General features: G+C 39.5%; 18 protein-coding genes, 1 riboswitch and 1 other annotated feature. All 18 genes read left to right on the top strand.

What is annotated here, in order from left to right; all coding sequences use genetic code 11:
* Positions 1–13 precede the first annotated feature (13 nt).
* The 18 genes from hemC (at position 14) to minD (ending at position 19,434) form a co-directional block, all read left to right on the top strand.
* Positions 14–946 (top strand): hydroxymethylbilane synthase, encoded by a 933-nt coding sequence (hemC, locus tag ACKVEV_RS09905; RefSeq protein WP_409370210.1) that lies wholly within the window; start codon positions 14–16, stop codon positions 944–946.
* Positions 936–1,697, top strand: a complete 762-nt coding sequence (locus ACKVEV_RS09900; RefSeq protein ID WP_409370209.1) for a uroporphyrinogen-III synthase — start codon at positions 936–938, stop codon at positions 1,695–1,697. Before hemC ends, ACKVEV_RS09900 begins: the two co-directional genes overlap by 11 nt.
* Complete coding sequence (gene hemB, locus ACKVEV_RS09895) at positions 1,694–2,674, top strand: porphobilinogen synthase (RefSeq protein WP_409370208.1); 981 nt, start codon at positions 1,694–1,696, stop codon at positions 2,672–2,674. Before ACKVEV_RS09900 ends, hemB begins: the two co-directional genes overlap by 4 nt.
* Positions 2,675–3,967: a glutamate-1-semialdehyde 2,1-aminomutase gene (hemL, locus tag ACKVEV_RS09890; RefSeq protein WP_409370207.1), complete on the top strand. Its 1,293-nt coding sequence runs from the start codon at positions 2,675–2,677 to the stop codon at positions 3,965–3,967.
* A gap of 125 nt (positions 3,968–4,092) precedes the next feature.
* Positions 4,093–4,542, top strand: coding sequence for a CoxG family protein (locus tag ACKVEV_RS09885; RefSeq protein WP_409370206.1), 450 nt, complete (start codon positions 4,093–4,095; stop codon positions 4,540–4,542).
* 254 nt (positions 4,543–4,796) lie between these two features.
* Positions 4,797–5,462, top strand: a complete 666-nt coding sequence (locus tag ACKVEV_RS09880; protein ID WP_409370205.1) for a valyl-tRNA synthetase — start codon at positions 4,797–4,799, stop codon at positions 5,460–5,462.
* 277 nt (positions 5,463–5,739) lie between these two features.
* Positions 5,740–5,992, top strand: a binding site (T-box leader).
* A gap of 177 nt (positions 5,993–6,169) precedes the next feature.
* Positions 6,170–8,815, top strand: a complete 2,646-nt coding sequence (locus ACKVEV_RS09875) for a valine--tRNA ligase (RefSeq protein ID WP_409370204.1) — start codon at positions 6,170–6,172, stop codon at positions 8,813–8,815.
* A gap of 124 nt (positions 8,816–8,939) precedes the next feature.
* A riboswitch (cyclic di-GMP riboswitch) is annotated at positions 8,940–9,040 on the top strand.
* A gap of 91 nt (positions 9,041–9,131) precedes the next feature.
* Positions 9,132–9,533 carry a hypothetical protein gene (locus tag ACKVEV_RS09870; RefSeq protein WP_409370203.1) on the top strand — a complete coding sequence of 134 codons (402 nt, stop codon included), beginning with the start codon at positions 9,132–9,134 and terminating at the stop codon, positions 9,531–9,533.
* A 141-nt stretch (positions 9,534–9,674) separates the two neighbouring features.
* Entirely contained in the window at positions 9,675–10,967 is a 1,293-nt protein-coding gene (locus tag ACKVEV_RS09865; protein ID WP_409370202.1) for a bifunctional folylpolyglutamate synthase/dihydrofolate synthase, read from the top strand.
* A complete protein-coding gene (locus ACKVEV_RS09860; RefSeq protein ID WP_409370201.1) occupies positions 10,964–12,226 on the top strand; it encodes a bifunctional folylpolyglutamate synthase/dihydrofolate synthase in 1,263 nt (420 codons plus the stop codon). Before ACKVEV_RS09865 ends, ACKVEV_RS09860 begins: the two co-directional genes overlap by 4 nt.
* Before the next feature lie 305 nt (positions 12,227–12,531).
* Positions 12,532–13,197, top strand: coding sequence for a hypothetical protein (locus ACKVEV_RS09855; protein WP_409370200.1), 666 nt, complete (start codon positions 12,532–12,534; stop codon positions 13,195–13,197).
* A gap of 98 nt (positions 13,198–13,295) precedes the next feature.
* Entirely contained in the window at positions 13,296–13,889 is a 594-nt protein-coding gene (locus tag ACKVEV_RS09850) for a Maf family protein (protein ID WP_409370199.1), read from the top strand.
* A 32-nt stretch (positions 13,890–13,921) separates the two neighbouring features.
* Positions 13,922–14,593 carry a RadC family protein gene (gene radC, locus ACKVEV_RS09845; protein WP_409370532.1) on the top strand — a complete coding sequence of 224 codons (672 nt, stop codon included), beginning with the start codon at positions 13,922–13,924 and terminating at the stop codon, positions 14,591–14,593.
* 875 nt (positions 14,594–15,468) lie between these two features.
* Positions 15,469–16,488, top strand: coding sequence for a rod shape-determining protein (locus ACKVEV_RS09840; RefSeq protein ID WP_402920997.1), 1,020 nt, complete (start codon positions 15,469–15,471; stop codon positions 16,486–16,488).
* A gap of 13 nt (positions 16,489–16,501) precedes the next feature.
* Entirely contained in the window at positions 16,502–17,413 is a 912-nt protein-coding gene (mreC, locus tag ACKVEV_RS09835) for a rod shape-determining protein MreC (protein WP_409370198.1), read from the top strand.
* Positions 17,413–17,937, top strand: a complete 525-nt coding sequence (mreD, locus tag ACKVEV_RS09830; protein WP_409370197.1) for a rod shape-determining protein MreD — start codon at positions 17,413–17,415, stop codon at positions 17,935–17,937. The genes mreC and mreD overlap by 1 nt, the downstream gene beginning before the upstream one ends.
* A 29-nt stretch (positions 17,938–17,966) precedes the next feature.
* Positions 17,967–18,635, top strand: coding sequence for a septum site-determining protein MinC (minC, locus tag ACKVEV_RS09825; protein WP_409370196.1), 669 nt, complete (start codon positions 17,967–17,969; stop codon positions 18,633–18,635).
* A gap of 1 nt (position 18,636) precedes the next feature.
* Positions 18,637–19,434 (top strand): septum site-determining protein MinD, encoded by a 798-nt coding sequence (gene minD / locus ACKVEV_RS09820; RefSeq protein WP_409370195.1) that lies wholly within the window; start codon positions 18,637–18,639, stop codon positions 19,432–19,434.
* Positions 19,435–19,475 lie beyond the last annotated feature (41 nt).

Raw genomic sequence — 19,475 nt, 5'->3', positions numbered from 1 at the left:
AGGTTGGAGACTGTTGAGAAAAATTATTGTAGGTTCTAGGAGAAGTAAATTAGCATTAACGCAAACAAATTGGTTCATCAATGAACTAAAGGCAGCAGGTGCGCCGTTTGAATTTGAAGTAAAAGAAATCGTAACAAAAGGCGATCAAATTTTAGACGTTCAACTTTCAAAAGTTGGCGGTAAAGGGCTTTTTGTAAAAGAAATTGAACAGGCGCTTTTCGATAAAGAAATTGATTTTGCTGTTCATTCAATGAAGGATATGCCCGCAGTGCTACCTGAAGGTTTAGTCATTGGTTGCATACCACCTCGTGAGGACGCGCGTGATGCATTTATTTCCAAAGGTCATGTGAAATTTGCAGATCTTCCTGCAGGAGCGGTAGTAGGGACAAGTTCTCTTCGACGTAGTGCTCAACTCTTAACGATGCGTCCAGATATTGAAATCAAATGGATTCGTGGCAATGTGGATACACGTTTAGCAAAGCTTGAAACAGAAGAATACGATGCTATTATTTTAGCTGCAGCAGGTCTCAAACGACTTGGCTGGAGTGACGATGTCGTAACAGAATTTTTATCTGTTGAGGATTGCCTGCCCGCAGTTGCGCAAGGCTCTTTAGGCATTGAATGCCGTCAAGATGATACAGAACTATTAGCAGAACTTGCAAAAATAACGGACAATGCGACATGGCAAGAAGCGCATGCAGAACGTGCTTTCTTAGCAGCTATGGATGGTGGTTGCCAAGTACCTATCGCAGGTTATGCCAAGTTAAATGGGGAACAAATTACACTGACAGGTTTAGTTGCCGCACCGGATGCATCGGTTATTTATAAAGAGACGGTGATGGGTACTGATGCCCAAGCAATCGGTAGTGAACTTGCTGAAATGTTAACGGAGCAAGGTGCCTATGAGTTAATTCAACGTGTGAAGGCAGAGCAAGATGCAAAATAATTTACCTTTGCAAGGTAAAACAATCGTTTTAACGGGAACGTCTAAAACAGCCACAGTTGTTGAAGATATTTCCGCCTTAGGTGGACAGGCAGTCGTTGCCCCATTAATAGAAACTTGCGAAATTATTGATAGAAATGATGGCGTGCATTTAGAATGTGCGCGTCAATTTAACTGGCTGATTTTTACGAGTCAAAATGCGGTCGATGCTTTTGCAAAGAAAATGAGTCGTAGCCAATTACGGGCAAGTCATTTTCAAGGGAAAATTGCATCGATTGGCACGAAAACGACGGAGGCATTAGAAACGTTAGGCTTTCAAGTGAGCTTTATGCCTTCTGTATTTAGTGCCGATGTATTTGTTAAAGAGTTTCCACTTGTTGCCAAGGGTAATCCAACATGTTTATTTATTCGTGGAGAAAAAGCGAAAAAAACATTAAAGGAAGGTTTGCCCTTTACATTAAATGAATGGACCGTTTATGAAACGATTGAGCGTCACGATCAAAAACAAGCAATTATCGAGTGCATTCAGCAGCATACAGATGTCACAGTCATTTTTGCAAGCCCTTCCGCTGTTGATGTTTATGCCATGGATGTTGCATCTGTAATTGGTTGGGAAGCGGTACGTGTGGCGGCAATTGGTCACATTACAGAAGCAGCTATTATCAACCACGGTGCTACTGTAGACATTATGCCGAGTGTTTATACAATGCAAGCAGTCATCGAGGAATTAACGAAAGTAGAGGAAAGAACATGACAAATTTACAATTTCACAGACATCGTCGTTTACGTGCAAATGCAACGATTCGATCTATGGTAAAAGAAACTTATTTACACAAAGAAGACTTAATTTATCCGATTTTCGTTATTGAAGGCGAAAATATTAAAAATGAAGTTCCTTCTATGCCAGGTGTTTTTCAGTTTTCATTAGATAACCTAGGTGCTGAAGTTGATGAAGTGGTTGCTTTAGGTATCCCGGCTGTTATTTTATTCGGTTTACCAGCTGAAAAAGATGCAGTGGGCACAGGAGCCTTCCATGATCATGGAATTGTTCAAGAAGCGACACGCCTTATTAAAGAACGTCATCCAGAACTTTTAGTGATTGCGGACACTTGTCTTTGTGAGTTTACAGACCACGGTCATTGTGGCTTAATTGAGGGCGAGCAAATTTTAAATGACGCTTCTCTTGATGTGTTAGCTCGCACTGCGGTATCGCAAGCAAAAGCAGGTGCAGACATTATTGCGCCATCAAATATGATGGATGGCTTTGTTGCAGCTATACGTACTGGTCTTGACGAAGCTGGCTTTGAAAATGTACCAATTATGTCATATGCCGTTAAATATGCATCCAGCTACTATGGTCCTTTCCGTGATGCAGCTGATGGAGCACCGCAATTTGGTGATCGTAAATCATACCAAATGGACCCAGCCAATCGTATGGAAGCATTCCGCGAAGCTGAATCGGATATTGAAGAAGGTGCAGATTTCTTAATTGTAAAGCCTGCCCTTAGCTATTTAGACATTATTCGAGATATGAAAAATAATTATACATTACCGGTTGTTGCCTATAACGTATCAGGCGAATATGCAATGATTAAAGCGGCAGCTATTAATGGCTGGATTGAAGAGAAAAAAGTAGTGCTGGAAACATTATTAGGCATGAAACGTGCAGGCTCTGATTTAATTATTACGTATCATGCTAAAGATGTAGCACGTTGGTTGGAGGAGAAATAAATGGCGCGTTCTTACGAAAAATCAAAACAAGCATATGCAGAAGCAATTCACTTAATGCCAGGTGGGGTTAGTAGTCCTGTTCGTGCATTTAAATCGGTCAATATGGACCCGATATTTATGGAATCAGGTCAAGGTGCAATCATTACAGATATTGATGGTAATGAATATATCGATTATGTATTATCATGGGGGCCGTTAATTTTAGGGCATTCTCATCCAGACGTTGTAAAAGCGATTGCAGAAACAGCAGCAAAAGGCTCTTCATTCGGTGCACCTAGCTATACAGAAAATCGTTTAGCTAAATTAGTATTAGACCGTTTACCAGGTATGGAAATGATTCGTTTTGTATCATCTGGCACAGAGGCAACGATGTCTGCTTTACGCGTAGCGCGTGGTGTGACAGGGCGCGATAAAATTTTAAAATTTGAAGGTTCCTATCATGGACATGGTGATTCATTACTAATTAAAGCTGGATCAGGTGTCGCAACATTAGGTTTACCTGATAGCCCAGGTGTTCCTGCAGATATCGCGCGTAATACTTTAACAGTAGCGTATAATGATTTACAAGGTGCGCAACAAGTATTTGAAAAATTTGGTTCCGAGCTTGCGGCAGTTATCGTTGAGCCGGTGGCGGGAAATATGGGTGTTGTACCACCACAACCAGGATTCCTCGAAGGTTTACGTGAATTAACTACTAAACATGGGGCACTGTTAATCTTTGATGAGGTTATGACAGGCTTCCGTGTAGATTATGGTTGTGCACAAGGCTACTTTGGCGTAACACCAGATATGACGACGCTTGGAAAAGTAATTGGCGGTGGGCTTCCTGTCGGTGCTTTTGCTGGTAAAAAAGAAGTGATGGAACAAGTAGCACCAGCTGGTCCGATTTATCAAGCAGGCACATTATCAGGTAATCCATTAGCTATGACTGCGGGTTATGAAACATTATCTCGCCTTGATGCAAACTCTTACGAATACTTTAAAAAGTTAGGAGATCAATTAGAAGCAGGTTTCCGTGCAGCAGCATCAAAATATAACATTCCACATACTGTAAATCGTGCTGGTTCAATGATTGGCTTCTTCTTTACAAATGAAGATGTCATCGATTTTGCTTCAGCGAAAACGTCTGATTTACAATTATTTGCTGAATACTTCCGCTTAATGGCCGAAGAAGGTATTTTCTTACCGCCTTCACAATTTGAAGGATTGTTTATTTCGACAGCACATACAGAGGAGCATATCGCGAAAACGGTTGATGCCTTCCATAAAGTGTTTGCACAATTAGCACAATAACATACTTACAGCCATCCTTTTGGGGTGGCTTTTTTTTTGTCAAAATTAAAACTTTCAGCATAGCCAAATAGTGGGCGTTTTAGTTTATAATAGAGCTATTCAGAAAAGAAAGTAGTGGTTTTAAAATGGCAACAGGCACACATACAGTTGAAGTACCCGTAGCAATTGAACATGTTTGGGAATTCGTTAGTGACATGGAAAAATGGGCAAAGCTTGTCCCAGGTTACAACGCGCATACGATGATAGATGACAAACACTCTACATGGACATTTAAAGGTAATGTAGGTGTACTGAAAAAAACAGTAGAAGTTGAGATTACAATTTTAGAGTGGACAGCACCTTCAAAAGTAACGTTTGAATTAAAAGGGCTATCAGATAATTTCACAGGAAACGGTTATTTCCTGGCAGAAACGATTGATGCAAACAATACAAAAATGACAGGCTTTTTGGAAGTGACAGCAGGGGGCTTAGCTGGACCGGTTCTAAACCCAATCTTTAAGCCAATCGTACCAAAAGCTACACAAATGCTGACTGATCGTGTAGCGAATAAAATTAAAATGGTAGCGACGGTTTAAGCATTAACAGACGTTAAGAAGCTAATTGTGGCAAAGCAGTAGTTCTAGCGAAATCGCCGGTAAATGTCAGCGAATCGCTGATAAACCTTCGGCAAGCAACTGCGTAGCGGACTTCAACGACGAACAAAGTGTTAGATTGGTGGTAGTCAATCTAACACTTTTTCTTTGTTTAACGCTTTTGGGCTAGCATACATTCCTTTTGCCATTCATATGATGCAAAGGGAGGGATTATTATCGAACAGAAAACTTGGAAGATGCGTGAGACATTTTGCTTTCCGGGGTACGGTTGCCCTACAGAAATTGCAGCTGTACAAATAAAACCACAATGGCAGTCAATGCAATTAGAGGATTCGCTAAGATTAAACGGTATTTATCATATTACAGCGCATGTACGCTTTGATTTTCAAGACATGCAAACTTTTAAGGACGCTGAAGACTTCATTAGCATTGATGCGCTCGATATTCAAGGAGATACAGGTTATTTTGAATATGCCGTTCCACTAAACGTTGATTTACCAAAAGATGCGGCGATTAAAGATTTAATGGTGAAGGATGTTCGTCCGATATTGACTAATCAAACATGCCAATTAGAATGGACGGTGACGAGTGCATTTAGTGAAGCGGTACCAGTAGTAGAAAATATTATAAATTTAGAAGAGCAGCTTGTTGTAGCGCCAGTGGAAGCGACTCCGTTTGTTGAGCAAACTGTTCAAGTAAAGCAACTGACATCTGTAGAAGCGACTGCTAAAGCTAAGCCGTCAGCACCAGCCGAGCAAAAAATAGTGCTAAGAGAATCTTCAAGTCACACAGCCGTGCGTGAATCCAGTTCTTGGAATGAAGTACCATCGATGATATGGGACTTAACAGAAGGTTATACACTGCTTAAAGTTCGTGTATCAAATGATGTCTTTCAAAAGTAAATAGCATAGAAGCAGTAAAAGCAATAAGATGATAAGGTCGCCAGAAGTTGGGATGATGATGACACGTATAAATTGAAAACCACAAATTGGTACGATTATTGTTCTACAATAAAATCGGAATTGTCGGAGCCATGGTGGTAAAAGCCAAGGGTTATACTTACGTCGTCGCATTTGAATAATCACTTCCTTTTCTATTTACTTTGTAAGACTTGCTGAAATGAACGAAATTACTTGATAAAATAGATGATTTTGCGGTACAATATTTTGACAGTCGAATATAGATGCTATGACAGGGAAGAGTAAATTATTTGTGCATTTTTAGAGAGGAAACGGTAGCTGAAAAGTTTCTATTTGTACTTAATTGAACGTAGCCCTCGAGCAGCTTTAGTGAACTAATAGTAGTTAAAGCCGGTTAAACACCGTTAACGAATTGAGAGCCAGCTGTCTTAAGCTTATGATATGTAAGTACTTAACTTAATGCTGCTGGAATTAAAGGTGGTACCGCGAACTTAAACTCCTTCGTCCTTTTGTTGACGATAGGAGTTTTTTTTATTTGCTAAAAAGATGGATGCATTTGATTAGCAAATAAGCCACGGGCAATCGTCACTGAATTATTGGGTGTGAATACGCTGCAATATGAAGGCGAGTGGTTATAAAGTTTGCCTAAGCTAACAACACAAACATTTTTAACAACAGGAGGAGTCTATATGACAGAAAACATTTCAATGCCGACAAAATATGATCCGCAGTCAATTGAAACGGGTCGCTATGAATGGTGGTTACAAGGTAAATTTTTCGAAGCACAACCTGAAAGCGGAAAAGAACCTTATTCCATCGTTATTCCACCGCCGAACGTAACAGGTAAATTGCACCTTGGTCACGCATGGGATACAACGCTTCAAGATATTTTAATCCGCATGAAGCGCATGCAAGGGTATGATGCCCTTTGGTTACCAGGGATGGACCATGCAGGTATTGCAACACAAGCAAAAGTAGAAGCGAAACTGCGTGAAGATAATATTACACGTTATGATTTGGGACGTGAAAAATTCCTAGAAAAAACTTGGGAATGGAAAGAAGAGTACGCTGGTCACATTCGCGCGCAATGGGCGAAGCTTGGCCTTGCATTAGATTACTCTCGCGAGCGTTTCACATTAGACAAAGGACTATCTGATGCCGTTAAAACGGTATTCGTTCAATTATATGAAAAAGGCTTAATTTATCGCGGCGAACGTATTATTAACTGGGACCCAGCAGCAAAAACAGCCTTATCGGATATTGAAGTTATCTATCAGGACGTACAAGGTGCATTCTACCACATGAAATACCCATTAGCAGATGGTTCAGGCTATGTGGAAGTTGCAACGACACGCCCTGAAACAATGCTTGGTGACTCCGGCGTAGCGGTACACCCGAAAGATGAGCGCTACCAACATTTAATTGGTAAAACGGTTATTTTACCAATCGTGGGCCGTGAAATTCCTATCGTAGCAGATGATTATGTGGATATGGAATTCGGTACAGGTGTAGTAAAAATGACACCAGCGCATGATCCGAACGACTTTGAAGTTGGTAACCGTCATAACTTAGAACGTATTCTAGTAATGAACGAAGATGGCACAATGAATGAACTTGCTGGTAAATACAATGGGATGGATCGTTTTGAATGCCGTAAACAAATCGTTCAAGATTTACAAGAAGCAGGTGTTCTAATCAATATTGAAGAGCATATGCACTCTGTAGGACATTCTGAACGTTCTGGTGCAGTTGTAGAACCATATCTTTCAGCACAATGGTTCGTTAAAATGCAGCCACTGGCAGATGCCTCTTTAGAACTGCAAAAAGACGAGGAAGGTAAAGTTCACTTCGTTCCATCACGTTTTGAAAACACGTATTCTCGTTGGATGGAAAATATCCGTGACTGGTGTATTTCTCGCCAATTATGGTGGGGACACCAAATTCCTGCTTGGTATCACAATGAAACAGGTGAAATTTACGTAGGTAAAGAAGCGCCTGCTGATGCAGAAAATTGGACACAGGATGAAGATGTATTAGACACATGGTTCTCATCTGCACTATGGCCATTTTCTACAATGGGTTGGCCTGATGAGGCAAATGAAGAATATCAACGTTATTATCCAACAAGCACGCTCGTAACGGGTTACGATATCATTTTCTTCTGGGTATCTCGTATGATCTTCCAAGGGATTGAATTTACAGGACAACGCCCATTCAAAGATGTATTAATCCACGGACTAGTACGCGACGGTGAAGGACGTAAGATGAGTAAGTCACTTGGCAATGGTGTAGACCCTATGGACGTGATTGAAAAATACGGAGCGGATTCACTTCGTTATTTCTTAGCGACGGGCTCATCTCCAGGTCAAGATTTACGTTATACAACTGAAAAAGTAGAGTCTGTATGGAACTTTGCTAATAAAATTTGGAATGCTTCTCGTTTCGCGTTAATGAATATGGATGGTATGACGTATGATGAAATCGACTTGACTGGTGAAAAATCAGTGGCAGATAAGTGGATTTTAACGCGCTTAAATGAAACGATTGAACGTGTAACATCATTAGCCGAACGCTATGAATTCGGTGAAGTTGGCCGTGAGTTATATAACTTTATTTGGGATGATTTCTGTTCTTGGTATATTGAAATGGCGAAATTACCGTTGAATGGAGAAGACGAAGCTGCTAAGAAAACGACTCGCTCGATTTTAGCTTACGTTCTAGACCAAACGATGCGTTTATTACATCCGCTTATGCCATTCATTACAGAAGAAATTTGGCAACACTTACCGCATGAAGGTGAGTCAATTACGGTGGCAGCATGGCCTACTGTGCGCACGGATCTTCACTTTGCTGAAGAAGCAGACAATATGAAGCTCCTTATGGATATTATACGTTCAGTGCGTAATATTCGTGCGGAAGTTAATACACCAATGAGCAAAAAAGTACCATTATTTATTTCTGCTAAGGATGCAGCTACTGTTGCTATTCTAGAAGCGAATCAAAGCTATTTAGAAAAATTCTGTAATCCAGAGCCACTAACAATTGGTGAAGGCTTAGAGGCGCCAAGTCAATCGATGACAGCTGTGGTGACGGGTGCTGAGCTATTCTTACCACTTGTAGGGTTAATCAACCTAGAGGAAGAAATCGCTCGTCTAGAGAAAGAATTAGAAAAATGGGCGAAAGAAGTAAAACTGGTTACAGGTAAGCTATCGAATGAGAAATTCGTTTCTAAAGCACCAGAAGCATTGGTAAATGCAGAACGTGAAAAATTAGCGGACTACGAAGATAAACATGCAGTTGTCTTAAAACGTTTAGAAGAATTAAAAAATATGTAATGGCATTGTGAGTTGTAAAAACAGCAGGTGACGAAATAGTCCCCTGCTGTTTTTCTCGTTATGCAACGAAAGATATGTATTGAGTTAGGAAAAAATGTATAGTATTATACAATATAGTTAGTAAAATAGATAAAGGCAAACTATCCGAAAGGTTAGGACGCAAAGCCTAGGGTCTAAGGTAAAAAGATGCAGTGTTCTTTTTGCTACGATTGCCTGGTTACCATTAAAATGTAATGCTATTTAATTTTTATGGCTATTCTATGTTTAGTAGAATGGTCTTTTTCTTTAGGGTTAAAAAGAATAACGGAGGTTTAATATGTCTGGAAATATTGGAACAATTGTTGTAAAGGTAAATAAAGCCTGTGATGAATTAGATTTTGTCAATGCAAGAGGATTGATTGAGGCGAATCTCCTAAAGTTATCGGAAGCGAAGTACTATCGCCTATTAAACGAAAGTGGACGCGTACTGATAAAACATGTATTGGCGAATAACAACGGACAAAATACAGCAAAGAAAACATTAACGCGTACAGATTTACTTATTATTAATAAAATCAATGAGTACTGCACAAATTTTGATATTTCAATGTTGAAAAGAACATTAAAAAACTCGCTTGAATTAGTACAACGGTCAGATGTTTTGCCACTTTTAAATAGTGATGCAAAAATTATTTTAGATGATATGGGTGCGCTATTAGGCGTTCATCAATTACAATAATTTGCTGTTTTTTTGAAAAAAACTAGTTAAAAACACACAGATGCTCACTCCTTTAGTGATTTTCTGTGTGTTTTTAAAATTGTGTCTGAATTGTTTGTGTGCCTGGCACCCTTTATACTAGAGTGAGAGGGAGTGTTTCTTTTGTTTACAACGATAAAAGCATGTACAGATTTTATTTTTTCATTAAAGGCGGTTGACCATAAACGTGAGCCATTAGTGATGATGCGTGAAGTATTGGCTCATTTAGGAAACCCGCAGGATACATTACGAACGATCCATTTAGCAGGTTCCAATGGGAAGGGTTCTACGGTTAATGTTTTGCGGGAAATGTTCGAGAAAGAAGGCTATCGAGTAGGCGCTTTTACTTCACCGCATTTAACACGCGTTAATGAACGTATGACGATCAATGGAAGTCCAATTTCTGATGAACAATTTTTACAGTATATGAACAATATCGCTTCCATTATTGAAGCGCATTACAATGGCGACTATCCAAGCTTTTTTGAAGTCGTGACACTTATCATGTTCCAATATTTTGCCGAAGAACAAGTGGATTTTGCGCTTATTGAAACAGGGCTTGGCGGTCGGTTAGACGCCACGAATGTCATAACACCACTAGTGTCCATTATTACGACAATCTCATTGGAGCATACAGCCTTCTTAGGCGATACGTTTGCCAAGGTTGCTTTTGAAAAGGCTGGTATTATTAAAGAAGGTGTACCCGTTGTGGTAGGGGTTAAAAATGAAGAGGCACTTGCTGTCATTCAACAGGTAGCACAGCAGCGTCATGCGCCATGCTATGTGTTGGGATATGATTTTACAGTAGAGGCACGACAGCAGGAGACGACTAGGCAAACATTCGATTATCGCAGTGCAAAAGATACCATCAATGAGCTGCAATTAAAGATGGCGGGGGCGCATCAAATAGCAAATGCTAGTCTTGCCATTACAGCGATGAAAATAATACAGCAGCAAGGTCATGCGCAACTATCCGAACAATCCATGCGTCAGGCATTACAACATGCACAGTGGGCAGGGCGTTTTGAACAATTTGCGCATAATATTGTGTTAGATGGTGCACATAATTCAGAAGGGACAGCTGCTTTAATTCAAACATTACAGACGGTCTATCCACATCAACCATATCGCTTTATTTATGCGGCACTTTCGGATAAGGATCATGCCAATAGTATTGCTTTAATGGATGCAGTCGCAACATCTATGTCCTTTACACAAATTGCTTTGCCGAATGCTATGCCAGCTGAACAATTAGCGCAGCTGTCAACACATAAGGACAAACAGTATAATCCCAACTGGCAAACAATTGTCCAGCAAGTGATCCAAAATAAGAATCAGCAAGAGATTGTCGTTATTACAGGCTCACTTTATTTTATAGCTGAAGTTCGCCAGTGGTTGCAGGAGGATATGCGATGATTCCGTTATTTGATGACTATAAAAAAAGATGGTCTGTAACAAGTGATGATGTTATCAAGCCTGGTCTAACAGCTATTGAAGAAGCATTAGCGTTAGTGGGGAATCCAGAGAAAAAACTGCAAATTGTACATCTTGCGGGTACGAATGGTAAAGGCTCAACCGTCACTTTTTTAGAGGCGATTGCGCACGAGCATGGCCTAAAAGTAGGAACATTTATGTCTCCTTGTCTTGTTAATGTGCATGACCAAATTCAAGTAATGAAACAATGCATTACCCAAGCACAAATGGATCGTGTCTTTCAACAAATGAAAAGCGCTGGGCTAAGTGGGAAACTGACGGATTTTGAACTGTTAACCGTCGCTGCATTTTTGCATTTTGTTAATTGTGATGTCGATATCGCCTTAATCGAAGCGGGAATGGGGGGCTTATTGGATAGTACGAATGTAGTGCTACCAATCGTCTCCATTATTCCAAGTATTGCTCTTGAACATACAAAATTTTTAGGGTCGACTATTGAAAGTATTGCACAACACAAAGCAGGAATCATTAAGCCACATCGCCCTGTAGTAATTGGTGAAGTCCCACTAGAGGCGAAGGTAGTTATTGAGCAAGTAGCACATGCTAAGCAAGCACCTATTTTTGCACTAAATCAACATTTTACAGTTGAACAGAAGCTTCAGGATGAGTGCTATCAAAATCATGAACAAAACGTATATATTACAAATCTTACACGCCAAATGAAAGGGCCACATCAAGCGAATAATATGGCATTAGCCATCACTGCTTTTATTGAAGTGGCAGCTGTACTACATAGGACAGTCGACGTGGAAAGCTTGCGTCGTGGGATTGAAGGCGCAAGCATCTTAGGTCGCTTTGAAGAAGTGATGCCCTATGTTATTTTTGACGGTGCTCATAATCCTGATAGTGCAGAAAAATTGGTAGCAACAATTCGTCAACAGTTTCCTCATGAATCGGTTACTTTCGTTATCGGTATATTGGGCGATAAAGATGTAAAAGAAGTGTTACGAAACTTTGAGCAAATTAGCGAACAATTTTATTTTGTTGATTTTGATAATCCGCGTGCGATGGCTGCAGAAGAATTGTTGGCAATAAGCGGTGCCTCGCAAAAAGCGATTTTAAGTGATGCGATTTCATTTTTACAACAGCAGTCAGAGAAGAAATGTAGAACAATCGTGTCAGGCTCTTTATATTTATTAACAGAAGTGCGCAGTAAGCTGCTTGGACCAAACAAAAAATAATTATGACACGACGTCAAATTATGTATATGGCTTTGCTAGCAGGATAAACAATTCGTCATACTTCTACCGAAAGCAACTTATGAAGAATAGCAGATGTCTGGTGTTCACTTCCCTTATATGTGGGCGGCTTTCGCCGTCAATTAAGGAAAAATAACAGGACAGGCTCGATTCCTTAAGTTGGCGAGCTTTGAAAATTAAAGACGAATTTTGCTAGTAATTAGCGATAAATTTTTTAGACGAGGCGACAGTAGTCTCGTCTTTTTTTACGTTCATTTTGTTAGGTTGAAGGGAGAGGTGATGAGCGTATGAAAATTGTTAGTCAGGTAGTTAGAAAACAAGTTGTGCGCGCAATGCTAATTGGTGGCATCGTCGGGCTATTTGGTGTAGCCATTTTTTTAGGCGTTCTCCAAGCAAGTACACAACTTTCTTTAAAAAAGGACAGTGAAGTAGCACAAAATGAAAACGGACAAGCAGAAGCTGGTGCAGATTCAAAGTCAAATTCAGAGACAATACCGACCGCAGGGGGTACCGCAAAATCAACGATGTTTTATGCGAGTCAAGCAGGCGTTTTTTCGAATTATGCAAGTGCTAGTGCTTTTGTTGCCGAGCATCCTACATTGCAAGAAAGTGCAGTTGTTGAAGTAGAAGGAAAATATTATGTCTGGACAAGCATGGTGACGGATGAAAGTGACTTAGTTTTTTTAAAAGACCCACCAACATTTAAAAAAGCATTCAGCGTTACCGGCGACAGTTGTAAAGAGGCGACAATAGCTGAAGTAACAAATGTATTAGCTGATAAAAATACGAAAAAATTAAATTTTAGCGAAGCGTCGAAAGATTCAACATTGCCTGCTGATTGGCAAAGTATCGGTAAGGCAGCAACGACTATTTCCAACGATATCAGCGTTATTCGCTTGCAAATATTCGCGCATTACAAGTCAAAAAATGCTTGTCTTCAAACAAAATTTTAAGTAGAAAATAGCGTTAAAAGCGCATTATCATGCTTTTTTGAAAATTTTCAAATACCGTATTCTCCGTTATGATAGAGACAAGGAGGAATGGTGAAATTATGTTTGAAACAAATCATAGATTAGTGCTTGCTTCCGCTTCACCACGACGAAAGGAATTGCTGGCTATGCTGGACCTTCCGTTTGACATTGTCACAAGTGATGTAGAAGAGACAAGCGTCCAAGCAACAACGATGCAAGATTATGTAAAAGGTGTGGCACTTTTAAAAACACGCGATGTCGCCAAAAAAGTGCCGAATGCAACGATTATCGGTGCAGATACGATTGTCGTGTTTGACAATGAGCTACTGCATAAGCCAAAAACACGTGAGGAAGCAATTTCTCACTTATCACGTTTATCAGGCAAGCGTCATGCGGTCATGACAGCTGTAGCTATTATTGAACCGAATGGATTAGAAACAACCTTTGTAGAAGAAACAGCAGTTGTATTCCATACTTTATCGCAAGAACTTATTGAAGCGTATGTAGCATCTGGAGATTGTTATGATAAGGCTGGCGGTTATGGTATTCAAACTGCGGGGACTTTATTAGTTGAGCGAATTGAAGGAGATTATAACAATGTTGTGGGCTTACCACTTGCAGCGTTGTTTGCGCAATTGGTAGCACGACACATTATCCAATTTGCGAAGGAGTGAAGCAATTGCCAACAGATGTTTTACCAGATATGATGATTCGCGATGTTAATATAGCAGATCGACCACGTGAAAGACTTTTAAGGCAAGGGGCAATGAGCTTATCGAATCAGGAGCTATTGGCCATTTTACTAAGGACAGGCACGAAGGAAGAATCAGTTCTTGTCCTTGCCAACCGTGTTTTAAGTACATTTGAACGTTTACATCATTTAAAGCATGCAACAATTGAAGAAATGGTTGCGATCAAAGGTATTGGAGAGGTCAAGGCAATTCAAATTTTAGCTGCTATAGAGCTCGGGAGGCGCTTGTCTCAAAAGCAAAACGATGACAAGTATACAGTTCGTTCTCCGCAAGATGCCGCAGCCTATTTAATGCCGGATATGACCTCGCTAAGTCAAGAACATTTTGTTGTGCTTTTTCTCGATGTGAAAAATCAAATTATCCATAAAAAAACAATTTTTATTGGCGGTTTGAATGCTTCCATTGTGCATCCACGGGAAATTTTTCGTGAAGCTGTCAAACGCTCAGCTGCCTCCATTATTTGTGCTCATAATCATCCAAGTGGTGTGCCGACACCGAGTCCGGAAGATATTGAGGTAACAAAAAGAATTCAGGAAGCAGGCTTTATTATTGGCATTGAGTTATTGGATCACGTCATTATCGGTGACCATCAATTTATTAGCTTAAAAGAAAAAGGTTTTATGTAGCGTTAGTCTACAAAAAAGATTGGCTAGGCGAAGTAAATGCGTTAATCTACTTTTGTACAACGTAGAGAGCACATAACATTCGTACATAGCGTAGTACAAAGACAAGGCCTCATCTGCTAACGAAGAACAACACGCAATGCAAATCACCTCGTTTCTTAGCAGGCTATGCGAACACCATATTGAAAACGGTAGAGCTGTTTTCAGCCAATATTAGTTAGGCTACATCTAAAAGGAATAAGCGTCTCTTTAAAAAGGGACAACACATTCTTAGAATTTGCAAAAACTTTAGCTGATGGTAGCGCCAGTGGTGACTCCTACTCCTGCTTGAAAACAAGTAGCGTGCTAGAAAATTTCAGCTTACTGTGTGTCTAAGCTAGCAGCACCAGCTATAGCGGACATCGACGGCAGATTAAAAGTGTTAGATTGATGGCAGTCAATCTAACACTTTTTATTGTTCCCGCGTAAAAGCACTCATGGCTGTCCAATTTGTGCTATTGACTGTAAATAGTCCCGTAGACTGCGCCGATTTTTATATGATAAAGTTTTTATAGTATAATCTAAAGTTAGTATAGTTAGATCATTTTTTATAATAGTACAATTTATAATGAACCTTTTTGGATGAATGACGTTATTGTATTCGTAGAAATATCTATAGCATTCACAAAAATTGGTAGCCTATAATGCGTTGTCTTACATGAAAAAAAATAATATGCTAATCTATACGTACTATATTTAGTTTAAGAGGGAATTAAAATAGTAAGTTTTCTGCAAGAAGAGGTATGTGGCACTACAAATTCTTGCGTTTATCCGTTATAATGAACGGTATGATTTTATGTCAACGATAGTATGGCTTAAATAGAAAGGGAGTACACAATTTGTTTGGATTAGGTAGTAAAGATGTCGGGATTGACCTTGGCACAGCGAATACATTAGTTTTTATTAAAGGGAAGGGGATCGTTTTACGCGAGCCTTCTGTAGTAGCAAAAAATACAAAAACAGGAGACATCGTTGCAGTTGGTAATGATGCGAAAAATATGATTGGCCGTACACCTGGATCTATCGTGGCGATTCGTCCGATGAAAGATGGGGTTATTGCTGATTATGATATTACAACGGCGATGATCGAATATTATTTAAAAGAAGCTTGTAAAAACTCTGGCGGTAATTGGAAAAAACCGAATGTAATGATCTGTGTGCCATACGGTATTACATCGGTTGAACAACGTGCAGTAATTGATGCCTCTCGTCAAGCAGGCGCAAAAGAAGCATTTACAATTGAAGAGCCATTTGCAGCAGCTATTGGAGCGAACTTACCAGTTTGGGATCCAACAGGGTCTATGGTTGTTGATATCGGTGGAGGTACAACTGAAGTAGCCGTTATTTCATTAGGTGGTATCGTAACAAGTGAGTCAGTTCGTATCGGCGGGGATGCAATGGATCAAGCAATCATTTCATATATCCGTAAAACGTATAACTTAACAATTGGTGAACGTACTGCAGAGGCAGTAAAAATGGAAATCGGTACAGCATTTGCTGAAGGTCCAGAAGAAAAAATGGAAATTCGAGGTCGTGACCTGTTAACAGGTTTACCAAAAACGATCGAAATTTCTTCTCATGAAATTTCAGAATCATTGCGTGAAGCGGTATCGTCAATTATTGACGGTGTACGAAAAACATTAGAACAAACACCACCGGAATTATCTGCTGACGTGATGGAACGAGGAATCGTTTTAACAGGCGGTGGCGCATTATTAACGAATTTAGACAAAGTTATTAGCAAAGAAACAAATATGCCTGTATTTATTGCAGAAGATCCATTAGACTGTGTAGCTATTGGGACAGGTAAAGCTTTAGATCATATTGATTTAATTCGTCAACAACAAGTAAAAGGGTAAGGAGGTTTAGGCAATGCCACAGTTTTTTTTCAATAAGAAAGTGATACTGCTACTAGTGGGCATGGTTTTTCTTGTGGCATTGATTAGCTTCTCATTACGAGATCGGACGAATGCAACTTTACCAGAGCAAATTATTAAAGATACTGTCGGCGTCGCACAATCTATTGTTGCGAAGCCGGCGAATTACATAACAGGTATTTTTAATAATATTGACTCCCTCTTAAACACGTACGAAGAAAATAAACGTTTAAAAGCACGCTTAGAAGACTTTGCAGCTGTACAAGCCGAAGCATTGGTATTAAAATCTGAAAATGAAAAGCTACTTGAACTTTCTAAATCTGATAGTTTAAAAGCATTTAATCCAATTCAAGCGACGGTTATTGCTAGAAATCCTGACCAATGGGAAGAGAAAATTATTTTAAATAGAGGTTCCTCTCATGGTGTAGAAAAAAATATGGCAGTGATGACAGCGAAAGGGCTAGTCGGTAAAATTACGTTGGTGACTCCTTTCACCTCTGAAGTAGAGCTTTTATATACAAATAATCCTAACTATCGTGTTTCTGCGATGGTTTTAGGAGAAAAAGAGGCATACGGTTTAATCGAGGGCTTTGATAAAGAACGAAATGAACTCATTATGAAGCGAATCGATTCTAGCTTAAATGTGAAAAAAGGTGAAAAAGTAGTTTCTTCTGGTCTTGGTGGTATTTTCCCTAAAGGTGTGCCAATCGGAGAAATTACGGAAGTAAGTACAGATGATTTTGGCTTAACAAAAATGGCTTATGTCAAACCATCTGCAGATTTCTCGATTTTAGAAAATGTTGTCATAGCGAAAAGAACAACAACCGTAATAGATGGTTCTGATGGCGACTCAACGAATGAAGATTTAACAAATCCACAAAAGGCTACTGAAGAGGGGGAAAAGTAATGGTTCGTTTTCTTATTCCCTCTGTTGCAGTCTTGCTATTTCTACTAGAACCAGTGTTTGCAATGCTTTCACCGATTGAAGTGAGCGGGCATATCTACTATCTAGTACCCCGATTTTTAATTCTATACTTAATATTTATATCCATCTATTACAGCCGTCAACGTGCGGTAATGTATGGACTTTTTTTTGGTGTCTTGTATGATGTGTTTTACATTGATATTATTGGATTATATTCGGTACTCTATCCGCTTATTTGTTTTTTAGCAGGGTCTATCGTGAAGATAATTCATCAGCACTTAGTTGTGACAACAACTATTTCAGTTGTGTTAGTAGCAATTTTAGAATTTGTACTTTATCAATTCTTCTATCTAATCGCTTTTACAACGATACCGTTATCGGATTTCTTACAATCACGACTACTGCCAACAATCATTGCGAATACGTTATTTTTAATGATTCTTGGTTGGGCCTTCAAGTATCTAATTAATGCGCGTGTCTTACAGAGAGCACGTGAAGTTTCTTAATATCAAGAGCAACGTGAGGTGAGGCATTCATGAAAAAACAATTAGTTAATATGAAGGGAACAAAGGACGGTTTTGTTCTTCGTTTAGACGATCAATGTTCGTATACCGATTTAGTAGAAGAGTTAAAACGAAAAGTTTCAGAAGGCGGTATCGATGGTAAAGTAGATGTACAATTACATTTAGGCTATCGATACTGTTCGGATGAACAGGTAAAAGAGCTAGTAAAAATTGTTCAAGAATCAGAAGAGTTAATTGTAGCAAAAGTGCAAAGTGAAGTACTGACTGTCCATGAAAGCAACAAGAAAATGATAGAAAGCCAACAAGATACATATGTAGGAGTGGTCAGATCAGGACAAGTTCTACGTGCCTCGGGGGATTTAGTAATTGTGGGGAATGTGAATCCGAATGGTCGAGTAGAAGCAGGTGGTAATGTATATGTCCTTGGCAGGCTAAAGGGAATTGTGCATGCAGGTGTGCATGGAAATAAGGAAGCCATAATTGCTGCCTCTCGTTTAGAAGCCACACATATTATGATTGCTGATCAAGTTGAGGTAATGTCAGACGAACATGTAAAGGCGATTAATCAAGCAGACATGGCTTGTGCATTTATCGGCTATGATGGGCGTATTGCATACGATCAAATTCATGCGTTAAAAAATATCCGACCATTATTAAATGTGTCTAAGGGAGGAAGCTAGTGTGGGAGAAGCGATCGTCATAACTTCAGGTAAGGGCGGTGTCGGTAAAACGACAACAACGGCTAACCTCGGGACTGCATTGGCTCTACAAGGGAAAAAAGTATGTTTAGTAGATACAGATATCGGCTTGAGAAATCTAGATGTTATTCTAGGTCTTGAAAACCGCATTATTTATGATTTAGTTGATGTTGTGGAAGGTCGCTGTAAAATCCATCAAGCATTAATTAAAGATAAACGTGTAGATGATAAACTATTTTTATTACCTGCTGCTCAAACGACAGATAAAAATGCTGTCACACCTGAGCAAATGGAGAGCTTAGTAGAAGAGTTAAAGAGAGACTATGATTATGTTTTAATTGATTGTCCTGCTGGTATTGAGCAAGGTTATCGCAATGCAGTTGCGGGTGCAGATCATGCTATTGTCGTGACGACACCAGAAATCTCTGCAGTGCGAGATGCGGATCGCATTATTGGGCTGCTTGAACAAGAAGAAATTACAGCGCCTAAACTTATTATTAATCGTATTCGTCAGCATATGATGAAAAACGGTGATACACTGGACGTCAATGAAATTACAACACATTTATCGATTGATCTATTAGGTATTATCGTTGATAGTGAAGGTGTTATTTCATCATCAAATAAAGGTGAACCGGTCGTTATGGACCCGACGAATAAAGCATCTCTAGGCTACCGTAATATTGCGCGTCGTATTTTAGGTGAATCTGTGCCGTTAATGGCAATTGAAGATGAGCAACGCGGCATGTTTTCAAAACTTAAAGCATTATTTTCAAGATAAACGAAACCTTTTCGTGCTTTTGCACGGAAAGGTTTTTTAAA

It is taken from the genome of Lysinibacillus sp. 38-6, from assembly GCF_046245175.1.
In the GTDB taxonomy this organism is placed as follows: domain Bacteria; phylum Bacillota; class Bacilli; order Bacillales_A; family Planococcaceae; genus Lysinibacillus.
This window is presented reverse-complemented; position numbering and strand designations above follow the sequence as displayed.